This is a genomic window from Comamonas sp. A23 (assembly GCF_004522605.1).
Lineage (GTDB): Bacteria > Pseudomonadota > Gammaproteobacteria > Burkholderiales > Burkholderiaceae_C > Comamonas > Comamonas thiooxydans.
In genome coordinates, this window is record NZ_RSDT01000005.1 from 1 (window position 1) to 21,658 (window position 21,658).

The following is a 21,658-nucleotide window of genomic DNA, read 5'->3' on the forward strand; positions in this document are numbered from 1 at the left end:
CTTCATCCAGAAAGGCAGGTCGTCGCCGTAGTAATCGCTGTCGTAGGTAAAGCGACCGGCATCGGCCACGATGCGGTGGCTGTTGGGGCTGTCGCGGCCGGTGTACCAGCCCAGGCCGTGGTCGCCGCCCGCGCCGTAGATCTCTTTAAAAATGTCCACGCATTGCTGCATGTGGGCGCGCTCGATCTCCTCGGGCACGTTCTGGTAGTGAATCCACTTCAGGCCGTGGCAGGCCACTTCGTGGCCCAGCTCGTCAAAGGCCTGGGCCAGCTCGCGATGCTTTTTCAGGGCGGTGGCCACGCCGAACACGGTCAGCGGCAGACCGCGCTTTTCGAACTCCTTGAGGATGCGCCAGACGCCGGCGCGCGAGCCGTATTCATAGATGCCGTCCATGCTCATGTGACGGGCCGGGTAGCTGGCGGGATTGAACATTTCCGACAGAAACTGCTCGCTGCCGGGGTCGCCATGCAGGATATGGTTCTCACCGCCTTCTTCGTAGTTCAGCACGAACTGAACGGCCACGCGGGCTTTGCCGGGCCATTCGGGATGGGGCGTGTTGCGGCCGTAGCCAATCAGGTCGCGTGGGTAGGAGGCGGTGGAATCGTAAGTCATAGGGATACGGATGAAAGTGCCATCGACAAATCGTGCGTTGGCAAAGTACGGTTAAAGGACAGACCTTCTTCCATGTGATCGAGGTGCAGCTGCATCAGCTGCACCGCATGTTCGGCATCGCCCGCAACCAGTGCGGTCACGATGTCGGCATGTTCTTCGTGCGAATGTTCGGCCGCCGATGCAGACTGGTACATCAGGGTGATCAATGCGCAGCGGGAAATCAGCTCGCCCAGCAGTTGAGCCAGCACCTCGTTGCCCATGAGCTCGGCCATGCGCACATGGAAGTCGCCCAGCAGCTCGGTGCACTGGCCCACGTCATTGGCTTCCATGGCCTTCCTTTCGGCCGCCACATGCGCTTTGAGCTCCAACAAGCGGGAGGGTGTCTGCTGCGCGGCGAAATTGCGCACCATTTCGGCTTCGAGCATGCGACGCATAGCAAAGACCTGGCGCGCCTCATCCACCGAGGGCGTGGCCACAAAGGCTCCGCGCGTGGGCTCGAGCGTGATCAGCCGGTTCTGTGATGCCTGAAACAAAGCCTGGCGAACCAGAGTGCGGGAAACACCAAAATGATTGGCCAGCTTCTGTTCCGGCAACTTGGTGCCGGGCATCAGTCGATGTTCAACAATTGCTTTGGTCAGACTTTCTGCAATGGACCAGGTGAGTGAGGTTTCCATTGCTTCATCATAAATCTTGAACTCAACACTTGTATACAAGGTTGATTGTAGAAAAGCTAGGTATTCTCCCTTAAGGTATATCGGACGTTTCTTGAGGCAATCGCAGGAGAAGAAAGACGAATAGCCCGCCAGGCATATTTAACTTACGCTCTTCCTTCAGCCAGCTCCGCAACATGCTCTCTGGAGCGCAAGATTTATCACCTGCCATTGCGGGCATGGTCGAATTTATTGACGCTTCCTATCCTCAACTTCGTAACAGCTCGGTCGCATAAAATCAATTTAATGAGTACTCCAGTCATCACCAAAACCAAGATCGCCGAGCGTCTCATAGAGTCGATCCTGACAGCCAAGCTTCGTCCGGGAGAGAAACTGGGTGAACAAGACATTGCGGACTTGTTTCAGGTCAGCCGCACCCTGGTCCGCGAGGCCTTGATGCACCTTCAGACCCGGGGATTTGTGGAGGTCCGCTCCAGGGTTGGCTGGTATGTTGCAGAGCCTTCGTTTGAGGAGGCTCAGGAAACCTATGCAGCGAGGCGCGTCGTTGAGCCGGGCATGCTGCGTGATGCTGGTCAACCCTTGCAGGCAACACTGAAACGCCTGCGTAAGCACATCGCCGAAGAGCGCAAAGCCATTGCCTGTGGGGACGCAGAAGCCCGCAGCTGGCTGCTGGCCGACTTTCATATTTGCTTGGCAGAGTGTCTGGGCAATCGGTTCCTGACTTCTATGATGGTCGATCTCTCGGCACGAACAACTCTGATTTCAGATCTATACCAGTCGAAGACCGAGGCCCGAGTCTTCAATGACGATCACGCCGCCATTGTTGAGGCGCTGGCGGCTGGAGACAATCTGCGGGCTGAACAGTTAATGATTGCTCACATCGATGCATTGGCATCGCGCCTTGATGAAAGCTTGATTGGTCGTCGCGGAGCACGCAACCGACTCCGCTCCATTCTGGCTCCTGAAGATTCGTCTTCAGCCAAATAGGCGTTTCAAAGTCGATGGGAGTCCTTGGCGAGATCCGGCCTGGTTGAGCCGCTCGGCCGCTTTGCCGATCTCGAGCTCCCAACACTTTGCGGCGAGCCAATATTGAGGCTTGAAGCGCTTGTCCCTACCAGGGGGCGATTGAGCTCGCCATCTGTGCCGGTGATGACTTACGCGTTCGCTGATCATGCCCGGCAGCATTCATCAAGGAGCCGCCTCGGCCCATGGTGATCATGGCTCCGGCGCTATGCCAGTTCCTCGACCAGGACCTGGAATGGCTCGCGTTGCGGATAGACGCCGGAACGGTTTCAATCAGGGCCATGAAACCACATGGATAGCCATCGCATCGTGGAATGGTCTTCCAGCAAGAATTGCCAACGCCACCGATCGCAACAAAGCGCTGGTCTCCGCATTGCCCGCCGAATGGACTATCCATCTATCTCGACTGCAGCCGTCCTTGGTGAATGCAGCGCTCACTGTCCTGCCCGGCATCGCAACTGATCTCGAAGCCATGGGAGCATCGGCGCCGATTGCTCACTGGCGGGCGATATTGCTGCGATGGATGCGGGCTGAATGCCGGCTTTGCAACAACTGAGCAGTGACTACTGGTACTCATTCCGGTGTGTGACTTCGAGAGTATTTTCTATGGCCTCTTGATACGCACAGCAACCTGGCTTTGCTCAGCGCGGATCATGGAGAGGTTCATAGATGGGTATCTACGCAAAACAGCCATGATCAAAGTGTAGGTTTCAGCACCTCGCCCAGGGAAGAAATGCACGCCAGGGCTTGCTGCGCCTGCAAGTGACCGTTCGTCCTCCCATCTGAGGACTCCATCGAACCAATGTCTCTGGCCGATAGAACCAGGGTTCCTACTAGCATCTTGAATTCATGTCTTGTATACATTGCATGCATGTCAGTGATGTGTTCAAAGCATTTCTGGACAAGCTTGCTGAAGCAGTGGACATGAGGCAGATTCGATTCGCTTCATAAGCATCACAGCTCTTCAGCAGCGAAAACATGGCTGCAGGCCTGCGTCGCCCGTAGCCGCTAATAACGGTAGACAAGCATGACCTGCTCAGCCGAAATGAGGTCATGGCAAAGGGGCTCCACGGAGCACCCTGATGGAAGGCGGCATATGAACAACCTAGTACTGGACACCCATGGCGAGTCATTAACCTCGGGGGCCAACACCACCAGCCCAAAGCGAGATAAAGGCTTGCCGGCCGGAGTTTCTCCGGCGCTGTACAACCACGATCTGGCACCTACCTCGAAAGAGGGGCGTACCTGGGGGAGCTACAGCCTGTTCACTCTTTGGGCCAACGATGTACACAGCCTCGGCAACTACGCGTTTGCCATCGGTCTTTTCACGCTTGGGCTGGGAGGACACCAGATTCTGATGGCGCTTCTGCTGGGTGCGGCATTTCTGTTCGTGCTGCTGTCCCTCTCGGGCTTTATGGGGACCCGTACAGGGATTCCCTTTCCGGTGATGAGCCGCATCAGCTTTGGTACACGCGGTGCGCAGATTCCAGCATTGATCCGCGGCGGAGTCGCCATTGCGTGGTTCGGCATTCAAACCTACCTGGCATCCATGGTCCTCGACGTGATGCTGATCACGCTGTTTCCCGGCTTGCAGTCGCTGAAAGAGCAAGTCGTGCTGGGCCTGCCATTGCTGGGCTGGATCAGCTTTTCCATCCTGTGGGTTGTGCAGGTTCTCATTGCCTGCTGGGGCATGGAGAGCATCCGAAAGTACGAAGCCTTTGCCGGACCTGTAATTCTGTTGACTTTCATTTCCCTGGCAGGATGGATCTTCTACAGCGCCAAATGGACTCTGCATTGGTCTGCCCCATTTGCAAGCAGTGGCGGAGCCATGTGGCTGCAGATCCTGGGCGCTGCTTCGCTATGGGTGGCGATCTACGGCACCTTCGTGCTGAACTTCTGTGATTTCACACGCGCAGCCACCTCAAGCAGCGCCGTGGTGAAAGGCAATTTCTGGGGTATTCCGATCAATATGCTGATCTTCGGCTTGATCGTGGTCATCCTGACAGGCGGCCAGCTTGCCATCGATGGCACGCTGATTCAAAGCCCGACCGACATCGTCCAGAACATTCCCAATAAGCCGCTGTTGATGTTGGCCAGTCTTTCGTTGCTGATTTTGACCATCGCCGTGAACCTGATGGCCAATTTCGTGGCTCCTGCCCTGGCGTTGGCAAACCTCATGCCCCGGCATCTGAACTTCCGCCGGGCAGCGCTTGTCAGTGCGGTTCTCGGTTTCGTGATCCTGCCCTGGAATCTCTACAACTCTCCGCTGGTCATCGTCTACTTCCTGGGAGGGCTGGGTTCATTTCTGGGACCGCTGTTCGGCATCGTGATGGCTGACTACTGGCTGATCCGCAAACAGCGCGTGAACGTTCCGGCTCTCTATACACACGACCCTGCAGGCCCTTATCACTACCGCAATGGCATCAACCCCAAGGCAATTCAGGCCCTGATTCCTTCATCCCTGATCTCGCTGCTCTTTGCATTCCTGCCGACGCTGCAATCGCTGTCCCAGTTCTCCTGGTTCATCGCAGCCGGACTGGGTGCCTTGTTCTATTGGATGGTTGCACCGAAAGGTCTCACCTACGAAGACCAGGATGGCGAAGCCATTTCCGTAGCCTCCGCCAAACACTGAGAAGGAAAGTTGAAAATCATGCGCATTTTGATCGTGAACGTGAACACCACCGAGTCGATGACCCATGCCATTGGCATGCAAGCTCGGAAGGTTGCTGCGCCTGGAACAGAGATAGTCGCGCTGACCCCGCGCTTTGGTGCCGAATCGGTCGAGGGGAATTTTGAGAGCTATCTTGCCGCGGTAGGTGTGATGGATGCCGTGATGAGCTATGGACAACCCTTTGATGCAGTCATTCAAGCCGGCTACGGTGAACATGGCCGCGAGGGCCTGCAGGAGTTGCTGGACGTTCCCGTGGTGGATATCACCGAGGCGGCGGCCACTGCGGCCATGTTCCTGGGCCACAAATACTCGGTGGTCACGACGCTGGATCGGGCTGTGCCATTGATCGAGGATCGACTCAAGCTTGCCGGCCTGGACGAGCGCTGTGCATCGGTTCGCGCCAGCGGCATGGCTGTGCTGGAGTTGGAGACTCAACCCGAGCGCGCGGTTGAAGCGATTGTTCGTCAAGCCAGCCTTGCCGTCAGCGAAGACCATGCTGAAGTCATTTGCCTCGGCTGTGGAGGCATGGCCGAACTGGATGCCAGGATTCGTGAACTGACCGGTGTACCAGTGGTCGATGGAGTAGCTGCGGCCGTGACCATTGCCGAGTCGCTGGTGCGCCTGGGCCTGAGCACTTCCAAGGTCCGTACCTACGCTCCCCCCCGAGCCAAGCGCGTGACCGGCTTCCCATTCACTAGCCAGGTCGCAGGATGAATTGCCCGGAGTTGTGTAAATTGTCCCGGCCCCTTATTTCCATGCAAATAAGCGTTCCTTGTGAGCAGCCAATGCTATCTCGAAGAATTCGGCGGTGAAGCGTTGAAGCAGATCCGGGCAGGCCTGCCGGTCAGCGATGATGAGTCCTGACTTGGCCTCATAGTTCCGTCACGGCCTGCTGCAGGCAGGCCAGCAATGCCTGCACCAGCGGATTGGCCGGCGTACGACGCCACATGGCCAGCATCTCCGAAGATGGGTGTGAGCCTTTGAGCGGACGAAACACCAGGCGCGGCATGCCCACGCGCGTCAGCGCCTGGGGCACCAGGGCCACGCCCTGACCCAGCGAAACCAGCGAGATCACCGACAGCCAGTGCCGTACCTCGTGGCGTACTTCGGGTGCAAAGCCATGGGCCAGGCACATCTCGTAGATGCGCTGGTGATAGGTGGGCGAGACCAGACTGGAGAACAGGATCAGACGGTCGTTTTTGAGTTCGGCCAGATCGATGGCGGCGCTGGCGTGCAGCGGGTGGCGGTCGGGCAGGCAGACCACGAAAGGCTCTTCCATCAGCAGCCGGCTGGCAATGCCTTCGGGAGGTTGTATGGAGTGGACCAGGGCCATGTCCAGACGCATTTGCTGCAGGTCCAGGATTTGCTCTGCGCTGTTGGCCTCAAGCATGTCCACGCGCACCAGGGGGTGGTCATGCTGGAACCGCTCCAGCGCCTGTGGCAAGCCGCGGTACAGGCTCGATCCGACGAAGCCCAGGCGCAGATGGCCGCGCGTGCCCTGGGCCACGTCGCGCGTTTCCTGTGCGGCCTGCTGACTCAGAGCCAATAGCTGGCGCGCCTTGTCCAGCAGATGTTCACCGGCCGCAGTCAGCCGTACGCCCTTGCTGCTGCGCTCGAACAACTGGGCCTGCAGTTCCTGCTCCAGCTGCTTGATGGCAACGGACAGCGGGGGCTGGGAGATCGACAGCCGCTGCGCCGCACGGCTGAAATGAAGTTCTTCGGCGAGGGTGACGAAGTAGTGCAGCAACCTCAGTTCCATGATTTATTGATATTTAAAAAGTATTGAGAAAGATTTTAATAATATTTGACGTGAATATATGAGGGTGCTGAAATTCGTGGCAGTCCTTGCCTCAATTGCCGGATTTGTGTGCGGTACATATCGCCTGAGTTCGTCATGGCCTAACCCAGAGACGGCAAGCAAGGTAAGCCCTGTAGCGAGGTTGTCGTCCTCTTTCCGATGAGAGGGGGCTCAGCTCCTCAGGGATATTCGAATTCAGCAGGAGACGTTCATGTCCGCTAACGATAAGAGCCAGGTGCATGTCATGGCCCAGGCTGTCCGCGCTGCAGCCCATCCCGTGCCTGATCGCCACGGTGCCAATTTCTACGCCACTGATCCTGAGTTGCAGTCGCTGCTGGCGCTTTATCTGCCAGCCGATCTGCTGGCCCATCTGCAGCCCTATCTGCAGCGCATGGGTGAGCTGGCCGGTGGGCGCATCGACGAGCTGGCCGGCGTTGCCGACAGGAATCCGCCCACGCTTGAGCATCGCAGCCGCGCGGGCCAGGACAGCCAGCGCATCATCAAGCATCCAGCCTATGAAGAGCTTGAGCGCATCGCCTACGGTGAGTTCGGTCTGCAAGCCATTTCGCACCGGGAAGACATGCTGGGCTGGAGCGGCAAGATGCCGCCCATCGTCAAGTACGCACTGACCTTTCTGTTCGTGCAGTCCGAGTTCGGCCTGTGCTGCCCGTTGTCCATGACCGATTCGCTGACGCGCACGCTCAAGAAGTACGGTACCCCCGAGCTGGTGGGCAAGTATTTGCCTCAGCTGCTCTCGCTGGATTGGGAGAAGCAGGCCCAGGGCGCGATGTTCATGACCGAGCAGGCCGCAGGCTCGGACATCGCGGGCACGCTGACTATGGCCGCCCCTCAGGCCGACGGCTCCTGGCTTCTCACCGGCGACAAGTGGTTCTGTTCCAACCCCGATGCCGAGTTCGCCATGGTGCTGGCTCGTGTGGAGGGCGGGGCGCCGGGCATGAAGGGCATCTCGCTGTTTCTGCTGCCGCGTTCCCTGGACGATGGCAGCACCAATCGCTACCGCATCATCCGCCTCAAAGACAAGCTGGGCACCAAGTCCATGGCCAGCGGCGAGATCCGCATGGACGGCGCCGTGGCCTATCTCGTGGGCGAGCAGGGCCGAGGCTTTGTGCAGATGGCCGACATGGTCAACAACTCGCGTTTGTCCAACGGTGTGCGCTCCGCCGGCATGATGCGCCGCGCTGTGGCCGAGGCCGAATTCATCGCCCATGAACGCATTGCCTTTGGCAAGCGCCTGGAGCAGATGCCGCTGATGCAGCGCCAGCTGGACAAGCTGCGCGTTCCCGCCGAGCAGGCGCGTACCATGGTGTTCCAGACCGCGCAGACGCTGATGCGCTCCGATGCGGGCCAGCCGGATGCCTATGCGCTGTTGCGCATTCTGACGCCGCTGATCAAGTTCCGCGCCTGCCGCGATGCACGCAAGGTCACCGGCGATGCGATGGAAGTGCGCGGCGGCTGCGGCTATATCGAGGAGTGGAGCGATCCGCGCCTGGTGCGCGATGCCCACCTGGGCTCGATCTGGGAAGGCACGAGCAACATCGTGGCGCTGGACGTGATCCGCGCCATCAAGCGCGAAGGCTCGTTACCTGTGCTGCAGCAGTATCTGCATGGCTTGCTCGATCATGCCCGCCTGGTGCCCGGTTACCGCCAGGCGCTGGAAGATGCATTGGCCCGCGCCAGCATCCTGGCTGACAGGGCCGCTCGGGACGGCGGCGAAGTGCTGGCCCGCCAGGCCGCCACAGCGCTCTACAACTGCACCACGGCCATCGCCATGGCCTGGGAAGCAGCACAGACCGGATCAAACGAGCGCCTGCGCCTGTCGCAACTGGTGCTGCTGCACCGTGTGCTGCCACGCGATCCGCTGGACGATGTGGCTGCCGTGCCGGCGCAGTGGCTGGAGTGATTGCCGGCGGCCTTGAAATAAGTAGAAGAAACCGCTGAAACGCTTCGTGAAAAGGCGTTATTGGCTCTCGGATTATTTCTGCAAGGAGACAAATATGCGCAATCACGCAAGAGAGCGCCGAAGGCTGCTGGCTGCAGCCTCGGGAGCAGTGCTGCTGGCGGCAGCCCATTCTGCCGCACAGGCTCAGGGCGACTCCTATCCGGCTCGGCCGATACGCCTGGTGGTGCCCTATGGCGCTGGCGGACCGACGGACGCGCATTTGCGGGTGGTGGCACAGCAAGCCTCGCAGCTGTTGGGACAACTGGTGGTCATAGAGAACAAGCCAGGCGCCAACGGCACGTTTGGTGCGGTGGAGCTGGCGCGGGCTCAGCCGGATGGCTACACCCTGGCGGTGCTGCCTGCCAGTGTCTATCGCGAACCGTATCTGAACCGGGTGAGCTTCGACCCCCTGAAGTTGAGCTACGTGATCGGCATGACCGACTACACCTTCGGGCTGGCTGTGCGTCGGGAAGCACCGTGGAAGAGCTGGAAGGAGTTTGCCGAAGATGCGAGCAGGCGTCCCGGCCAGATCTCCGTCGGTGCGGCTGGTCCGGTGCAAACGCCCAGCATCGTACTCAGCGAGCTGGTGCAGTCCACGGGCCTGCAGCTCAATCGCGTGCCCTACAAGGGAGACTCGGAGCAGGCCAGCGACCTGCTGGGCGGCCACATCGATGCGGGCGTGCTCTCCGGCGTAGCCTCCCAGCATATCCAGTCGGGCCGATTGCGCTACCTGGCGATGTTCACGTCCAGCCGTGTTCCGCAGTTCCCTCAGGTGCCCACTTTGAGAGAGCTGGGCGTGGACACGGTGATCGAGTCGCCCTATGGCATTGCCGCCCCTGCCGGCCTGGCACCGGCGCGGCTGCGCATCATTCATGACGCCTTCAAGGCGGGGCTGGAGTCGGCGCAGGGGCGCAAGATCCTCGAACAACTCAATCAGCCGCTGAACTACCGCAGTCCGCAAGAGTTCGAGCAGTACGCGAGGAGCGCCTACGCACGCGAGAAGACGCGCATGGAGCGCTTCAAGGCCGTTGCCAGCGGCACCCCGCAGTGATTTTCCCAGTTCATCGGCAACCCCCTTCCAAGGAGACAGACATGCATAAAGCCAGACGCGCAGCGCTGGGCCTGATGGCATCCGCCGCCCTGTCGGCAGCACTGCCCGCACTTGCCCAGGAAAAATACCCGACACGCCCCATCACGTTCATCGTGCCGTTTCCGCCTGGCGGCCCTACCGACGCCATGGCGCGCATTCTGGCTACCGAGCTGACCAAGGAGCTGGGCCAGAGCGTGATCGTGGAGAACAAGGCCGGCGCCGGCGGCAATATCGGAGCGGACTTCGTGGCACGTGCCAAGCCTGACGGCTATACGCTGATGTTCGGTACTTCGGGTCCGCTGGCCATCAACAAACCGCTGTACAAGTCCATCAGCTACGACCCGCGCACCAGCTTCACGCCCATCATCTACGTGGGCTATCTGCCCAATGTGCTGGTGGTTCGGCCGGATTTGGGCGTCGGCAACGTCAAGGAGCTGATCGCGCTGGACAAGAGCAAGCCCGGCAAGCTCAATTTCGCGTCTTCGGGCAATGGCGCTTCATCCCATCTGGCGGGTGTGCTGTTCAACGGCCTGGCCGGCACCCAGCTGCAGCATGTGCCCTACAGGGGCACCGGGCCGGCGCTTAACGACCTGCTGGCCGGTCAGGTGGACATGAGTTTCACCGACATCCTCACGGCCATGCCCTATATCAAGGCCGGCAAGGTCAAGGCCCTTGGCGTGGCCACGGCCAAACGCTCCAGCGCCATGCCCCAGATCCCCACGATCGCCGAGCAGGGTCTGGCCGGCTACGACGTGAGCGTGTTCTTCGGCGTGGTCGGCCCCAAGAGCATGCCGGTGGAGCGGGTGGAGTTGCTCAATCAGGCCTATGCCAAGGCGCTGGATTCCGAGAATGTGAAGAAAGCCTTTGCGGCCCAGGGCCTGGAGCGCGGCGCGGATACCCAGCCCGCCTATCTGGCCGGCTTCGTGAAGAGCGAGCTCGACAAATGGAGCGAGGTGGTGCAAAAGGCCGGCGTGAAGCTTGACTGATGGCGCTGTCGCTTGGGCGCAAGCGCAGGCATGCCATCGAAGGGTGGACGTGTTAGAACTTTTCGAAACTCCTCGCCTCGGCCGTGAGGAGGACACTGTTGCGCACTGCCTGCCATTGCCCGAGAGCCCATGCAAGACATGAGCCGGGGTATTTCAACTATCCATAGCCATGACTTCTTCAACTTCCCTTCTGCTCGCCCAACTGCAGTCCGTTGCTGCCGAGTTCGTGGAGATCCGCCGCAGCATTCATGCGCATCCCGAACTGGCCTTCGAAGAGACGCGCACCAGCGACATGGTGGCCGAATCCCTGGCTCGCTGGGGCTATGCCGTGCACCGCGGCCTGGGTGTCACCGGTGTGGTCGGCGTGCTCAAAAAGGGCTCGGGAAGCAAGTCGCTGGGCATACGCGCGGACATGGATGCCTTGCCTATCCATGAAAGAACAGGCCTGGACTACGCCAGCCGCCTGCCCGGGAAAATGCACGCCTGCGGTCATGACGGACATACCGCCATCCTGCTGTGCGCGGCAAAGTACGTTGCCGAGAAGCTCGATTTCAACGGTACGCTGAACCTGATCTTCCAGCCGGCCGAGGAGAACGAAGGCGGCGCCATGCGCATGGTGGACGAGGGCCTGTTCGAGCTGTTTCCCTGCGACGAGATCTATGCGCTTCACAACGCACCGGGCCTGCCCGTGGGCCGGATGGCCATCAGCCAGGGACCGGCCATGGCCTCGTTCGACCGCGTGACCGTTACGCTGCGCGGGCGCAGCGCCCATGGCGCCATGCCGCATCACGGCATAGACAGCATGCAGTGCGCGGCCAGCATCGTGCTGGGTCTGCAGTCCATCATCACGCGCGAGATCGATGCCCAGCAGGCGGCCGTGATCACGGTGGGCTCCATCCAGGCCGGCGAGGTCTTCAACATCGTGCCTGAAAGCGCCGTGCTCAAGATCGGCGTGCGAGCCCTGCACCCGGACGTGCGCAGCTGGGTGGAAAAGCGCATCAAGGCCTTTGTGCAGGCCCAGGCCGAGAGCTATCAGCTCAGCTGCGACATCGACTACGTGCACAAGTACCCGGTGCTCGTGAATTGCGCAGCCCAGACCGAATACGCGCGGCAGGTGGCCATACGCCTGCTGGGCGAGGACAAGGTGGGCGAGCGCACGCCGACCATGGGTAGCGAAGACTTTGCCTACATGCTGCAAAAGCGCCCCGGCGCCTATATCCGGCTGGGCAATGGCGTGGGGGAGGACGGAGGCTGCATGGTGCACAACCCGCTGTACGACTTCAACGACAAGGCCCTGCCCATAGGTGCGGCCTTCTGGACGCACTTGGTGCAAAGCTATCTGGCCTGAGCGGTCGCACCTTGAACGGGAGAGAAGAGATGAACACATGGAACCGCCGCGGCTTTATGCGGCACACGCTATGGCAGACGGTTGCCCTGGCGGCAGGTTCGAGCTGGGTCCGGGCTGCAGAAAGCTTTCCGGCCAAGCCTCTGGTCCTTATGGTGCCTTTTCCCGCAGGTGGGGCCAGCGATGCGGCGGCGCGCATCTTTGCCGAATCCATAGGCCGCAGCATCAGGCAGCAGGTGGTGGTGGAGAACCTGGGCGGCGGCACGGGCCTGATTGCCGCAGCCAAGGTGCTCAACGCGCCTGCAGACGGCTATATGTTCTTCCATGGTTCGGCCAACGAGATCTTCCTGGCGCCCATGCTCAATACGGCAGCGCGCTACAAGCCGGGGGACTTCACGCTGGCCGCTCCCACGACGGAGTCGCCCATAGTGCTCATGGTCAAGAGCGGGCTGCCGGTCAACAGCTATGACGAGTTCATCGAATATGCACGCGCCAGCAAGAACGGCCCGCTGACCTATGGCACGGTGGGAGTGGACTCCATGTACAACCTCATGGGCGATGCTCTCGCAGCCAGACTGAGGCTGCCGTTTTTGCATGTGCCCTACAAGGGCGGCGCGCCGGCCCTGCAGGACCTGGCAGGAGGGCAGGTGGACTTCGCCATCCTGCCTTATCAGGCAAGCTTCGAAGGCATGGCCAAGCAGGGGCGACTGAAGATTCTGACCAGCTTTTCCAAGGTCTTACCCAAGGAGCTAACCCATGTGCCGCTGATATCGCAAAGCCGCCTCAGCCCTGACTTCGAATACACGGTCAGCGCTGGCTACTTCGTGAAAAAGGGCACACCCGCCGACCGCGTGGCCGCGCTGCGCAGTGCCATAGGGCAGGCGCTGGTGAATCCGGAAATCCGCGCCAAGCTGGAACTGGAGGGCAAGCACCTGCGCCAGCCTGTTGCCTCGCAGCTAGAGGCGGACCAGAGCTTCCATGCCATCCATCAGCGCCTGAGCGCGCTGGTGCGCAGCGTGGGCCGAAAGCCTCTGGCCTGAGACATGGGCTGCCGCGACTGGCGGTGCAAGCCCACGAGCAATCTTTGATCAACACGCAGGCCATGGGCCCGCATTCTGTCGGAAAGTGAAACATGCACAATCCAGCCACGATTGGTGCCGGAGCCCTGCAGGGCGTCAAGGTGCTTGATCTGTCACGCATTCTCGGCGGGCCGTTCTGCGGCCAGATACTGGGCGACCATGGCGCCGATGTGCTCAAGGTGGAGCCGCCGCAGGGCGATGACACCCGCACCTGGGGGCCTCCGTTTCGCGACGGCGTGGCCTCCTATTACTTCGGCTTGAACCGCAACAAGCGCCTCCAGTTTCTCGACCTGTCCGCGCCCGAAGGCCAGCAGCGCGTGCGCGCCTTGATGGCCGAGGCCGATGTGGTGGTGGAGAACTTCAAGGTCGGCACCATGGAGAAATGGGGCATAGGCTATGAGCAGATGCGCGAAGAGCTGCCGCATCTGATCTGGTGCCGCGTCACGGGCTTCGGCGCCGACGGCCCTTTGGGAAGCCTGCCCGGCTACGACGCCGCCATCCAGGCCATGGCCGGCATCATGAGCATCAATGGCGAAGCCGACGGCGACCCGCTGCGCGTGGGACTGCCGGTGGTGGACATGGTGACGGGGTTGAATGCCACCATAGGCGTGCTGCTGGCCCTGCACGAGCGGGGGCGCAGCGGACAGGGGCAACTGGTGGATGCCTCGCTCTACGACTCCGGGCTGTCGCTGCTCCATCCCCATGCGGCCAACTGGTTCATGGGGCGCAAGCTGCCGCAGCGCTCGGGCAATGCACATCCCAATATCTATCCCTATGACGTTCTCAGCACAGGCGGTGCTCCCATTTTTCTGGCCGTGGGCAACGACAGGCAGTTCCGGTTGCTGTGCCAGCATGTCGGGCAGGAGAGACTGGCGCAGGACGAGCGCTTTGCCAGCGCAGGCCAGCGCTCCGTCCATAGAGCCGAGCTCAAGCCCTTGCTGGAGCAGGCGTTTGCGCCCTTAGATGGCCTGAAGCTTGCCGACGAGCTGATGGCCATCGGCGTGCCTGCCGCGCCGGTGCTCGATGTAGCTCAGGCGCTTGAGCATCCGCATACCGTACACCGCGAGATGGTGGTGACGATGGGCCAATACCAGGGGCTGGGCGCTCCGGTCAAGCTCAGCCGCACGCCGGCCAGCTACCGCTTTGCGCCCTTGAGCGAAGGAGAGGAGTTTCTGCCGGACGCCGGCGCCTGAGATTGCTTCGGCGCGACTCCAGCCCGCCCCGCGCGGGCTTTCTTTTCTTGCGCCCATGTGAGCCGGTTTGCGTTGCCGGCGCCCTGTCCCACCCTTTTCATGGGCATTGTGTGCACAATGGAATGCAAAAGCGTTTTCCCTGTGTTCTGTCCATGGAGAGTCTCACGATGTCGCATGCTTTTGCCAAAACCCTGAAGTCCTTTGAACTGGCCGAGGGCAAGAAGGGCAAGTTCTATTCCTTGCCGGCCCTGGCCAAGCAGTTCCCGGAGATCAAGCGCCTGCCGGTCTCGATTCGTATCGTGCTCGAATCGGTGCTGCGCAACTGTGACGGCAACAAGATCACCGAGGAGCATGTGGCGCAGCTGGCGCGCTGGCAACCCAAGGCCGAGCGGGTCGACGAGATTCCGTTTGTCGTCGCGCGCGTGGTGCTGCAGGACTTCACCGGCGTGCCCTTGCTGGCCGACCTGGCCGCCATGCGCAGCACCGCTGCCAAGCTGGGCAAGAAGCCCAAGTCCATCGAGCCGCTGGTACCCGTGGACCTGGTGGTGGACCACTCCATCATGGTGGACTACTTCGGCACCAAGAAGGCGCTGGACCTGAACATGAAGCTGGAGTTCCAGCGCAACCAGGAGCGCTACCAGTTCATGAAATGGGGCATGCAGGCCTTCGACACCTTCGGTGTCGTGCCGCCGGGCTTCGGCATCGTGCACCAAGTCAATCTGGAATACCTGGCGCGCGGCGTGCACAAGGCGAGGAGCGGCAAGGGTGATGCGGTGTACTACCCCGACACCCTGGTCGGCACCGACAGCCATACCACCATGATCAACGGCATAGGCGTGGTGGCCTGGGGTGTGGGCGGCATCGAGGCCGAGGCTGCCATGCTGGGCCAGCCCGTGTACTTCCTCACGCCCGATGTGGTGGGCTTCGAGCTGACCGGCCAGTTGCGCGAAGGCGTGACGGCCACCGATCTGGTGCTCACCGTCACGGAGCTGCTGCGCAAGGAAAAAGTGGTCGGGAAGTTCGTCGAGTTCTTTGGCGAAGGAACGCGCAGCCTGTCGCTGCCGGATCGCGCCACCATCGGCAATATGGCTCCTGAGTATGGGGCGACCATGGGTTTCTTCCCAGTCGATGAAAAGACCATCGAGTACTTCAAGGGAACGGGACGTACCAAGAGCGAGATTCAGGCCTTCGAAGCCTACTTCAAGGCCCAGCAGCTGTTTGGCGTGCCCAAGGCCGGCGAAATCGACTACTCGCATGTGGTCAAGCTGGATCTGGGCAAGGTGGCACCGAGTCTGGCCGGGCCCAAGCGCCCGCAGGACCGCATCGAGATCGGCCATGTGGCCGGGCAGTTCGACGAGCTGTTCAGCGCTCCCGTGGCCCAGAATGGCTTCAATCTCCCTGCCGATCAGCTGGCGCGTCGCCACGTGGTGAGCCCCGATGGTCCCGAGGCCTTGCAGCCCGAGAGCAAACCCCTGTCGGCTGGTGCGGAGCGCAACAAGGCCGAGATGGTGAGCAACACGCCCGAGACCGGCAAGGTCGAGGCCAGTGCGATTGCTGTTGATGCCAGTCATGCGGTTGCAGCGCCGGAAAAGAGCTTCGATATCGGCAGCGGCGATGTGCTGATTGCAGCCATCACCAGCTGCACCAATACCTCCAACCCCAGCGTCATGCTGGCGGCGGGCCTGCTGGCCAAGAAGGCGGTGCAGGCAGGCCTCAAGGTCAAGCCGCATATCAAGACCTCGCTGGCCCCGGGCTCTCGCCTGGTCACCCGCTATCTGACCGAGGCGGGCTTGCTGCCCTACCTGGAAAAACTGGGCTTTGCGCTGGCTGGCTACGGCTGCACCACCTGCATCGGCAATGCCGGTGATCTCACCCCCGAGATCAATGCCGTCATCACGCAGAACAATCTGGTCTGCTCGGCCGTGCTCTCGGGCAACCGCAATTTCGAGGCCCGCATTCACCCCAATATCAAGGCCAACTTCCTGGCCAGCCCTCCGCTGGTGGTGGCTTACGCGATTGCCGGCACGGTGCGCAAAGACCTGATGACCGAGCCCGTGGGCAAGGGCAAGGGCGGCAAGGATGTGTATCTGGGCGACATCTGGCCCAGCAGCGAGGAGATTCAGGAGCTGCTCAAGTTCGCCATGAATGGCAAGGCCTTCCGCAGCAATTACGAGCAGGTGGCCAGCGAGCCGGGCAAGCTCTGGGAAAAGATTCGGGGTGTGACGGGCGCCACCTATACCTGGCCCGAGAGCACCTATATCGCCGAGCCGCCGTTCTTTGCCGACTTTGCTCTGGATTTGAAAGCACCACCCGAAGACGGGGGCAGCGCTGCAGGTCAGAAAGGCTCCAACTCCAGCGCGGTGCACGGTGCTCGCATCATGGCCTTGTTCGGTGATTCCATCACCACCGACCATATTTCGCCCGCAGGCTCCATCAAGGAGTCTTCGCCCGCAGGCAAGTGGTTGCTCGAGCATGGCGTGCAAAAGGCCGACTTCAACAGCTATGGCTCGCGCCGGGGCAACCACGAGGTGATGATGCGCGGCACTTTTGCCAATGTGCGTATCAAGAACCTGATGATCCCCGCCGCAGGCGACGGCTCGCGCGAGGAGGGCGGTGTCACCCTGTTCCGCGACGACCATGGCCGGGCCGAGAAGATGGCCATTTACGACGCGGCCATGAAATACCAGGCCGCGGGCCGTGCCACGGTGGTGCTGGCCGGCGAGGAGTACGGCACGGGCTCCAGCCGCGACTGGGCGGCCAAGGGCACGCAACTGCTGGGCATCAAGGCCGTGGTGGCGCGCAGCTTCGAGCGCATTCACCGCTCCAATCTGGTGGGCATGGGCGTGTTGCCGCTGCAGTTCAAGGGCAATGACAGCTGGCAAACCTTGGGTCTGACGGGCGAGGAGTTCATCGATGTGATCCCGGCCGCCGACCTCGCGCCGCAAAGCGATGCCCAGCTGGTGATCACCAGGCCCGATGGCAGCAAGAAAACCGTGACCGTGAAGCTGCGCATCGATACCCCCATCGAGGTGGACTACTACCGCCATGGCGGCATCCTGCCCTATGTGCTGAGGCAGTTGCTGGCCTGATTGCGCCCGCTTGCCAGGCAAAAAGGCCTGTCCTCCTCGGAGGCAGGCCTTTTTCGTGGGCTGGCGCGAGCCCTATTTCATCGAGTGCAGGCCAAACATATTGCCTTCGGTATCGATGGCCAGGGCAATAAATCCATAGGGGCCTATGGAGACTTTGTCGCGGTGCAGGCTGCCGCCGTTGCGTGCAACGCGGGCGGCCTGCTCGGCGCAGTCTTCACAGACGAAATAGACCAGCGTGCCGCCGCCGCCAGAGGGGCATTCCGGCATGCGGACCAGCGCTCCGGTGGCTCCAGCGTTATCCGGCTGCCCTGGGAAGGCCCACATCTCCATATCGGGGTGCTCGCCGCCTTCCGGCATGGCCAGCGCTTGCAGCTGACAGCCCAGCACGGCTTCGTAGAAGCTCCTGGCGCGCGACATGTCCTGCACGTAGATCTCGAACCAGCCAACGGGATTCATAGCCATCTTCAGCTCCTTGTCTGCTCATCGGTGGAAGTACAGATGCTGAGGCCGCAGAGGCTGTGATGCAAGCAGACCCGGCCCTTAACAGGGGCTTCGAACCTGGAACATGGGGCAAGGGCCGGGCGCAGGTTGCAGGGCGCCGGCCCGCGCTCTCAGGGCTTTCTCTGGGCGGCAAGCTTTCTGGCCTTGCGGCGGTGCCACCAGAGCCAGATTCCGCTGATGCCCAAGCCGCTCAGCACCAGGCCGTTGAGGCCGGCCAGGATTTCCATCAGCACGCCACCCAGCTCGCCCGTGTGCAGCGGATAGGCCACGGCCACCGCCGCAGCGCCGGGGTCGAGTTCATTCCAGCGCCTGACGTCCAGCACGGCACCGTTGCGCGGGTCCAGCCATACCGAGCTGATGCCGTTGGGGTGCGGCTCGCCCGGGGCGCGAAAGCGGATGCGTACGGCCTGCTTGGCATTGGGCGGCAGCTGCACGAAGCTGGCCTGGGCATCGGGCATGGCCGCGCGGGCCGAGGCCAGCATGGCGTCCACATCGGCGGGCAGGGGGCCTTCCTCAGCCAGTGCGGGCAGCTTGGGTGGCTTGACTGCCGTGCTGCTGCTGAGCACATTGAGCCAGTCACCCAGCGGTCGCCATGCCATATAGGCACCGGTGACGACCGACACCGCGATCAGCAGGCCCATGATCACGCCGCCGATGCGGTGCATGTCGAACAGGGCGCGCACCAGGCTTTTGTTGAGTTCTATGCGCCAGTTGCCCGGCCAGCGCTTGGGCCACCAGAGAATGACGCCCGTCAGCAGCAGAAGCACGTAGGCCAGGGTGGTCCAGGCCAGTATGGCCTTGCCATTGGCGTCGAGCAGCAAGGTGCTGTGCAGCTTGAACAGCGTGTTGACAAAGCCCTCGGTCTCGCCACGGCGGCCCTGCTCCGCTCCGGTGGCGGGGTCCAGGTAAATGGTGCCGCGCCAGTTGGCCGCCTGAACGCGCAGCCACAGGCTGTCCTGGGTCTCCTGAGGCAGCCGGAAGCGCAGAGTGGCCTTGCTGCCGAACTCCTCATGGGCTCTTGTCAGTATCGGCGTCAGTGCTGCGGCCTGCTGCGCATGCGTCGTGCGGGCCTGGAACAGCTCGGGGTGCGCCATGCGGTCCAGTGGCTGGCCGATGATGAGCAGGGTGCCGGTGAGCCCGGCCAGAATCAGAATCCAGCCCAGGCCCAGGGCAAACCAGCGATGCAGCCGCAGCCACAGAGAACGGAGCGAAGTCATTGCGCGTGTGTTGTGATGCCCCGCGTGACCGGTCCTGAGGTGGACTCGCGGGGCCGCCGCTTAGAACGGCAGGGTGGCCTGGACGTACAGGGTGCGTGGCATGCCCACGTATTTGCCGCCGCCGTTGTTGTCGGTGGAGCGGGTGAAGTAGCGGCGGTCAAACACGTTTTTCATGCCCACGGTCAGGCGCAGATTGTTCAGCTCCTTGCCGGCCTGATAGCTGGTGCGCAGGCCCAGGATGGCAAAGCCGGGGATATCGCCCAGATTGCCGTTGGCATCTTCCTGCGTGATGTAGGGATTGGGCTTGGCGCTGGTGCCGGGCGTGCCGGGCGAGCGTTGCTTGGACTGGGCGTTCAGATCGGCATTGAAGGTCCAGCGCTCCATCGCATAACGTGCCGACAGGCCGGCCGTGTGGCGCGAATAAAGCGGCAGGTCGCGGCCTGCGAAGGGGCCGGCCTGGCTGGTGGCCTGGGTGAAGGTATAGCTCATGCCCAGCGACAGGCCCTTGAGTGCCGGGTAGTTCTTGCCGAAGTCATAGCGCAGCGCCGATTCCAGACCACGGTGGCGCGTGGCACCCAGATCGGTCCAGATGCCGTTGCCGGTGCCGTCACCCGGGCGGTCCAGGAACAGCTCCTTGTTGAAGTCGATGTTGAACAGCGTCAGCTCGCCATTCCAGGTGTCACTCTTGTAGTGCGTGCCCAGCTCATAGGTCTTGGCCGATTCGGGATAGAGCTGGTTGTTGGACGACTGGGCCAACTGTGCGTACTGCTGGGGCCCGAAGGACTTGCCGGCATTGGCGAACACCGCCCAGTGGCTGTCGACGCGGTAGAGCACCGACAGCGTGGGCAGCCATTCGTTGGCGGCAGCCGTCGGGTAGATGGCCGCTGCGGTCGCGCCCTTGTAGTCCACCACATTGTTGAAGGAGCGGATGCGCTCGTAGCGCACGCCGGGCGTGATGGTCCAGTTGCCCACATCGATGCGGTTGTCGATATAGAAGGCATTGGCCGTGGTGCCGCCCTGGCTGGTCTGGGTGGTGTTCAGCGGCAGGGCCATGGCATCGACCTGGCCGGGCACATAGAAGCCCGAAGTGGCCAGCGCCGTTTCTGAGCTCTTTTCCTTCAGGTAGCGATAGCCAACGCTGACTTCCTGCACCACGGAGCCGGTCTCGAAAATGCGCGAGTAGCGCGGCTCCACGCCGTAGTAGCTGTAGTCGCGCGGTGCGGCCGTGAGGCTGCGCTTGCCGGCATTGGCGCCGGTGGCGTCGCGTTCGATATAGCTGCCGCGGAAGGAGTCCACGTAGTAGCTGAGCACTTCGAAGTTGTTGCGACCGTCCTTGTAGCTGTACTTGAGCGAGCCGTCGGTGCGGCGGCCCGTGAACTGGTCATAGTTGCGCGTGCTCTGGAACGGGTCGGCGGCGTACTGGGCCGTGGTCAGGCCGCCGGGCATCTGGCCCTTGCCCTCGAAGTGGTGCAGCGAAGCGGAGATGCTGCTGTTGTTGCTGAGCTTGTAGCTGCCCTTGACCAGCAGATCGTCGATGTCGGTCTTGTCGTTGCTGCTGCGCCAGCCCTTGCCGTGCGTGCCCGAATACAGCACGGCCAGGCCCAGGCCCGATTCGTTGGTGCCGCCCACAAAAAAGCTGGGCGTGGTCTTCACGTTGCCGCCGTGGCTGTAGATCTCGGTGCCGATGGAGGCTTCGGCCGCAAAAGTCTTGGGAATGGCGCGCGTCGTGAAGTTGATGATGCCGCCCACGTTCTGCGGGCCGTAGCGCACCGAGCCTGCGCCGCGCACCACGTCGATGGAGTCCAGATTGCCCAGCGCCACGGGCGCCAGCGACAGCTGGGGCTGACCGTAGGGAGCGTAGGAGACGGGCACGCCGTCCTGCAGCACATAGGAGCGTGGCGACAGGCGTGCGGTCAGACCGCGCACGCTCAGGTTCAGAGAGATATCGCTGCCGCCCGTGCCGTTGCTGTCCTGAACCTGCACACCGGGCACCAGGCGCAGCGCTTCGCGCAAGGTGGCCGCGCCGCTTTCCTGGATGCGCTCGCGCTCGACGATGGTGCGGGCGCCTGGATGCTCCAGCACCTTCTCGGCGCTGGACATATCGCCATCCAGCCAGTTGCCGGTGACGGTGACCGAGTCCAGGGCGGCTTCGGCAGTGGCGGCGTTGGCCGTCTGTGCATGAACGGGGCTGGCGAGCATGCCAAGGGCTGCGGCAACGGCAGCGGCGGCGCTGCTCAGGCGAAAAGCGGGGGAGTCGGAAAGATGGAGGTTAGCCATGGGTGTTGTAGGGGAGTGCACACAGCACCTGGCTGGCATGAACAGCGCGCTGCCCCAGCCTTGCGCTGGCGGCATCTCTTGTCTTCAGTCGGGGCCGGAGGGGACTATGTGGCGTTTATTGGCAGGCGCAGATATTAATGAGAATT

At 61.9% G+C, this 21,658-nt stretch carries 17 protein-coding genes; 11 read left to right on the plus strand and 6 right to left on the minus strand.

Annotation, left to right across the window (positions count from 1 at the left end):
- Both EIC84_RS12985 and EIC84_RS12990 read right to left on the minus strand, forming a co-directional pair.
- A partial coding sequence (locus tag EIC84_RS12985; RefSeq protein ID WP_167599001.1) for a polysaccharide deacetylase family protein occupies positions 1-612 on the minus strand: 612 nt, incomplete at its 3' end.
- Positions 609-1,286, minus strand: a complete 678-nt coding sequence (locus tag EIC84_RS12990; RefSeq protein ID WP_134737317.1) for a GntR family transcriptional regulator — start codon at positions 1,284-1,286, stop codon at positions 609-611. The genes EIC84_RS12985 and EIC84_RS12990, both read right to left, overlap by 4 nt.
- A 282-nt stretch (positions 1,287-1,568) precedes the next feature.
- Here EIC84_RS12990 and EIC84_RS12995 point away from each other — a divergent pair, with 282 nt between their 5' ends.
- The 4 genes from EIC84_RS12995 (at position 1,569) to EIC84_RS13005 (ending at position 5,691) form a co-directional block, all read left to right on the plus strand.
- The gene (locus EIC84_RS12995) at positions 1,569-2,270 is read left to right on the plus strand and encodes a GntR family transcriptional regulator (protein WP_003063980.1); all 702 of its coding nucleotides are present in this window, start codon (positions 1,569-1,571) and stop codon (positions 2,268-2,270) included.
- Positions 2,271-2,541: 271 nt separating this feature from the next.
- Complete coding sequence (locus tag EIC84_RS25985; protein ID WP_160162804.1) at positions 2,542-2,862, plus strand: hypothetical protein; 321 nt, start codon at positions 2,542-2,544, stop codon at positions 2,860-2,862.
- 540 nt (positions 2,863-3,402) lie between these two features.
- Positions 3,403-4,938: an NCS1 family nucleobase:cation symporter-1 gene (locus EIC84_RS13000; RefSeq protein WP_034361755.1), complete on the plus strand. Its 1,536-nt coding sequence runs from the start codon at positions 3,403-3,405 to the stop codon at positions 4,936-4,938.
- An 18-nt stretch (positions 4,939-4,956) separates the two neighbouring features.
- Complete coding sequence (locus EIC84_RS13005) at positions 4,957-5,691, plus strand: aspartate/glutamate racemase family protein (RefSeq protein ID WP_003063973.1); 735 nt, start codon at positions 4,957-4,959, stop codon at positions 5,689-5,691.
- Positions 5,692-5,848: 157 nt separating this feature from the next.
- Here the strand turns inward: EIC84_RS13005 and EIC84_RS13010 are convergent, their stop codons facing one another.
- A complete protein-coding gene (locus tag EIC84_RS13010) occupies positions 5,849-6,736 on the minus strand; it encodes a LysR family transcriptional regulator (protein ID WP_003063970.1) in 888 nt (295 codons plus the stop codon).
- Positions 6,737-6,986: 250 nt separating this feature from the next.
- Between EIC84_RS13010 and EIC84_RS13015 the strand changes: the two genes are divergently transcribed.
- The 7 genes from EIC84_RS13015 to EIC84_RS13045 all read left to right on the plus strand — a co-directional run bounded on the left by EIC84_RS13015 (position 6,987) and on the right by EIC84_RS13045 (position 17,517).
- Positions 6,987-8,696: an acyl-CoA dehydrogenase family protein gene (locus tag EIC84_RS13015; RefSeq protein WP_003063968.1), complete on the plus strand. Its 1,710-nt coding sequence runs from the start codon at positions 6,987-6,989 to the stop codon at positions 8,694-8,696.
- 94 nt (positions 8,697-8,790) lie between these two features.
- Positions 8,791-9,786 (plus strand): tripartite tricarboxylate transporter substrate binding protein, encoded by a 996-nt coding sequence (locus EIC84_RS13020; protein WP_003063965.1) that lies wholly within the window; start codon positions 8,791-8,793, stop codon positions 9,784-9,786.
- 41 nt (positions 9,787-9,827) lie between these two features.
- Positions 9,828-10,811 carry a tripartite tricarboxylate transporter substrate binding protein gene (locus tag EIC84_RS13025; RefSeq protein WP_003063960.1) on the plus strand — a complete coding sequence of 328 codons (984 nt, stop codon included), beginning with the start codon at positions 9,828-9,830 and terminating at the stop codon, positions 10,809-10,811.
- Between the two features lie 169 nt (positions 10,812-10,980).
- Entirely contained in the window at positions 10,981-12,159 is a 1,179-nt protein-coding gene (locus EIC84_RS13030; protein ID WP_003063957.1) for a M20 aminoacylase family protein, read from the plus strand.
- A gap of 29 nt (positions 12,160-12,188) precedes the next feature.
- Positions 12,189-13,196 carry a tripartite tricarboxylate transporter substrate binding protein gene (locus tag EIC84_RS13035; RefSeq protein ID WP_003063954.1) on the plus strand — a complete coding sequence of 336 codons (1,008 nt, stop codon included), beginning with the start codon at positions 12,189-12,191 and terminating at the stop codon, positions 13,194-13,196.
- 92 nt (positions 13,197-13,288) lie between these two features.
- Complete coding sequence (locus EIC84_RS13040) at positions 13,289-14,428, plus strand: CaiB/BaiF CoA-transferase family protein (protein WP_003063951.1); 1,140 nt, start codon at positions 13,289-13,291, stop codon at positions 14,426-14,428.
- Positions 14,429-14,595: 167 nt separating this feature from the next.
- Entirely contained in the window at positions 14,596-17,517 is a 2,922-nt protein-coding gene (locus tag EIC84_RS13045; RefSeq protein ID WP_003063949.1) for an aconitate hydratase, read from the plus strand.
- 72 nt (positions 17,518-17,589) lie between these two features.
- Here the strand turns inward: EIC84_RS13045 and EIC84_RS13050 are convergent, their stop codons facing one another.
- The 3 genes from EIC84_RS13050 to EIC84_RS13060 form a co-directional block, all read right to left on the minus strand.
- Positions 17,590-17,979 (minus strand): VOC family protein, encoded by a 390-nt coding sequence (locus EIC84_RS13050; protein WP_012839226.1) that lies wholly within the window; start codon positions 17,977-17,979, stop codon positions 17,590-17,592.
- Positions 17,980-18,128: 149 nt separating this feature from the next.
- Complete coding sequence (locus EIC84_RS13055; protein WP_003063944.1) at positions 18,129-19,235, minus strand: PepSY domain-containing protein; 1,107 nt, start codon at positions 19,233-19,235, stop codon at positions 18,129-18,131.
- 60 nt (positions 19,236-19,295) lie between these two features.
- Positions 19,296-21,512 carry a TonB-dependent siderophore receptor gene (locus EIC84_RS13060; protein WP_050788943.1) on the minus strand — a complete coding sequence of 739 codons (2,217 nt, stop codon included), beginning with the start codon at positions 21,510-21,512 and terminating at the stop codon, positions 19,296-19,298.
- Positions 21,513-21,658 lie beyond the last annotated feature (146 nt).

What these genes read in the sequence shown, in the direction of transcription:
- EIC84_RS12990 (WP_134737317.1), bottom strand. Translation starts at nt 1,286, where the DNA reads ATGGAAACCTCACTCACCTGGTCCATTGCAGAAAGTCTGACCAAAGCA.
- EIC84_RS12995 (WP_003063980.1), top strand. Translation starts at nt 1,569, where the DNA reads ATGAGTACTCCAGTCATCACCAAAACCAAGATCGCCGAGCGTCTCATA.
- EIC84_RS25985 (WP_160162804.1), top strand. Translation starts at nt 2,542, where the DNA reads ATGGCTCGCGTTGCGGATAGACGCCGGAACGGTTTCAATCAGGGCCAT.
- EIC84_RS13000 (WP_034361755.1), top strand. Translation starts at nt 3,403, where the DNA reads ATGAACAACCTAGTACTGGACACCCATGGCGAGTCATTAACCTCGGGG.
- EIC84_RS13005 (WP_003063973.1), top strand. Translation starts at nt 4,957, where the DNA reads ATGCGCATTTTGATCGTGAACGTGAACACCACCGAGTCGATGACCCAT.
- EIC84_RS13010 (WP_003063970.1), bottom strand. Translation starts at nt 6,736, where the DNA reads ATGGAACTGAGGTTGCTGCACTACTTCGTCACCCTCGCCGAAGAACTT.
- EIC84_RS13015 (WP_003063968.1), top strand. Translation starts at nt 6,987, where the DNA reads ATGTCCGCTAACGATAAGAGCCAGGTGCATGTCATGGCCCAGGCTGTC.
- EIC84_RS13020 (WP_003063965.1), top strand. Translation starts at nt 8,791, where the DNA reads ATGCGCAATCACGCAAGAGAGCGCCGAAGGCTGCTGGCTGCAGCCTCG.
- EIC84_RS13025 (WP_003063960.1), top strand. Translation starts at nt 9,828, where the DNA reads ATGCATAAAGCCAGACGCGCAGCGCTGGGCCTGATGGCATCCGCCGCC.
- EIC84_RS13030 (WP_003063957.1), top strand. Translation starts at nt 10,981, where the DNA reads ATGACTTCTTCAACTTCCCTTCTGCTCGCCCAACTGCAGTCCGTTGCT.
- EIC84_RS13035 (WP_003063954.1), top strand. Translation starts at nt 12,189, where the DNA reads ATGAACACATGGAACCGCCGCGGCTTTATGCGGCACACGCTATGGCAG.
- EIC84_RS13040 (WP_003063951.1), top strand. Translation starts at nt 13,289, where the DNA reads ATGCACAATCCAGCCACGATTGGTGCCGGAGCCCTGCAGGGCGTCAAG.
- EIC84_RS13045 (WP_003063949.1), top strand. Translation starts at nt 14,596, where the DNA reads ATGTCGCATGCTTTTGCCAAAACCCTGAAGTCCTTTGAACTGGCCGAG.
- EIC84_RS13050 (WP_012839226.1), bottom strand. Translation starts at nt 17,979, where the DNA reads ATGGCTATGAATCCCGTTGGCTGGTTCGAGATCTACGTGCAGGACATG.
- EIC84_RS13055 (WP_003063944.1), bottom strand. Translation starts at nt 19,235, where the DNA reads ATGACTTCGCTCCGTTCTCTGTGGCTGCGGCTGCATCGCTGGTTTGCC.
- EIC84_RS13060 (WP_050788943.1), bottom strand. Translation starts at nt 21,512, where the DNA reads ATGGCTAACCTCCATCTTTCCGACTCCCCCGCTTTTCGCCTGAGCAGC.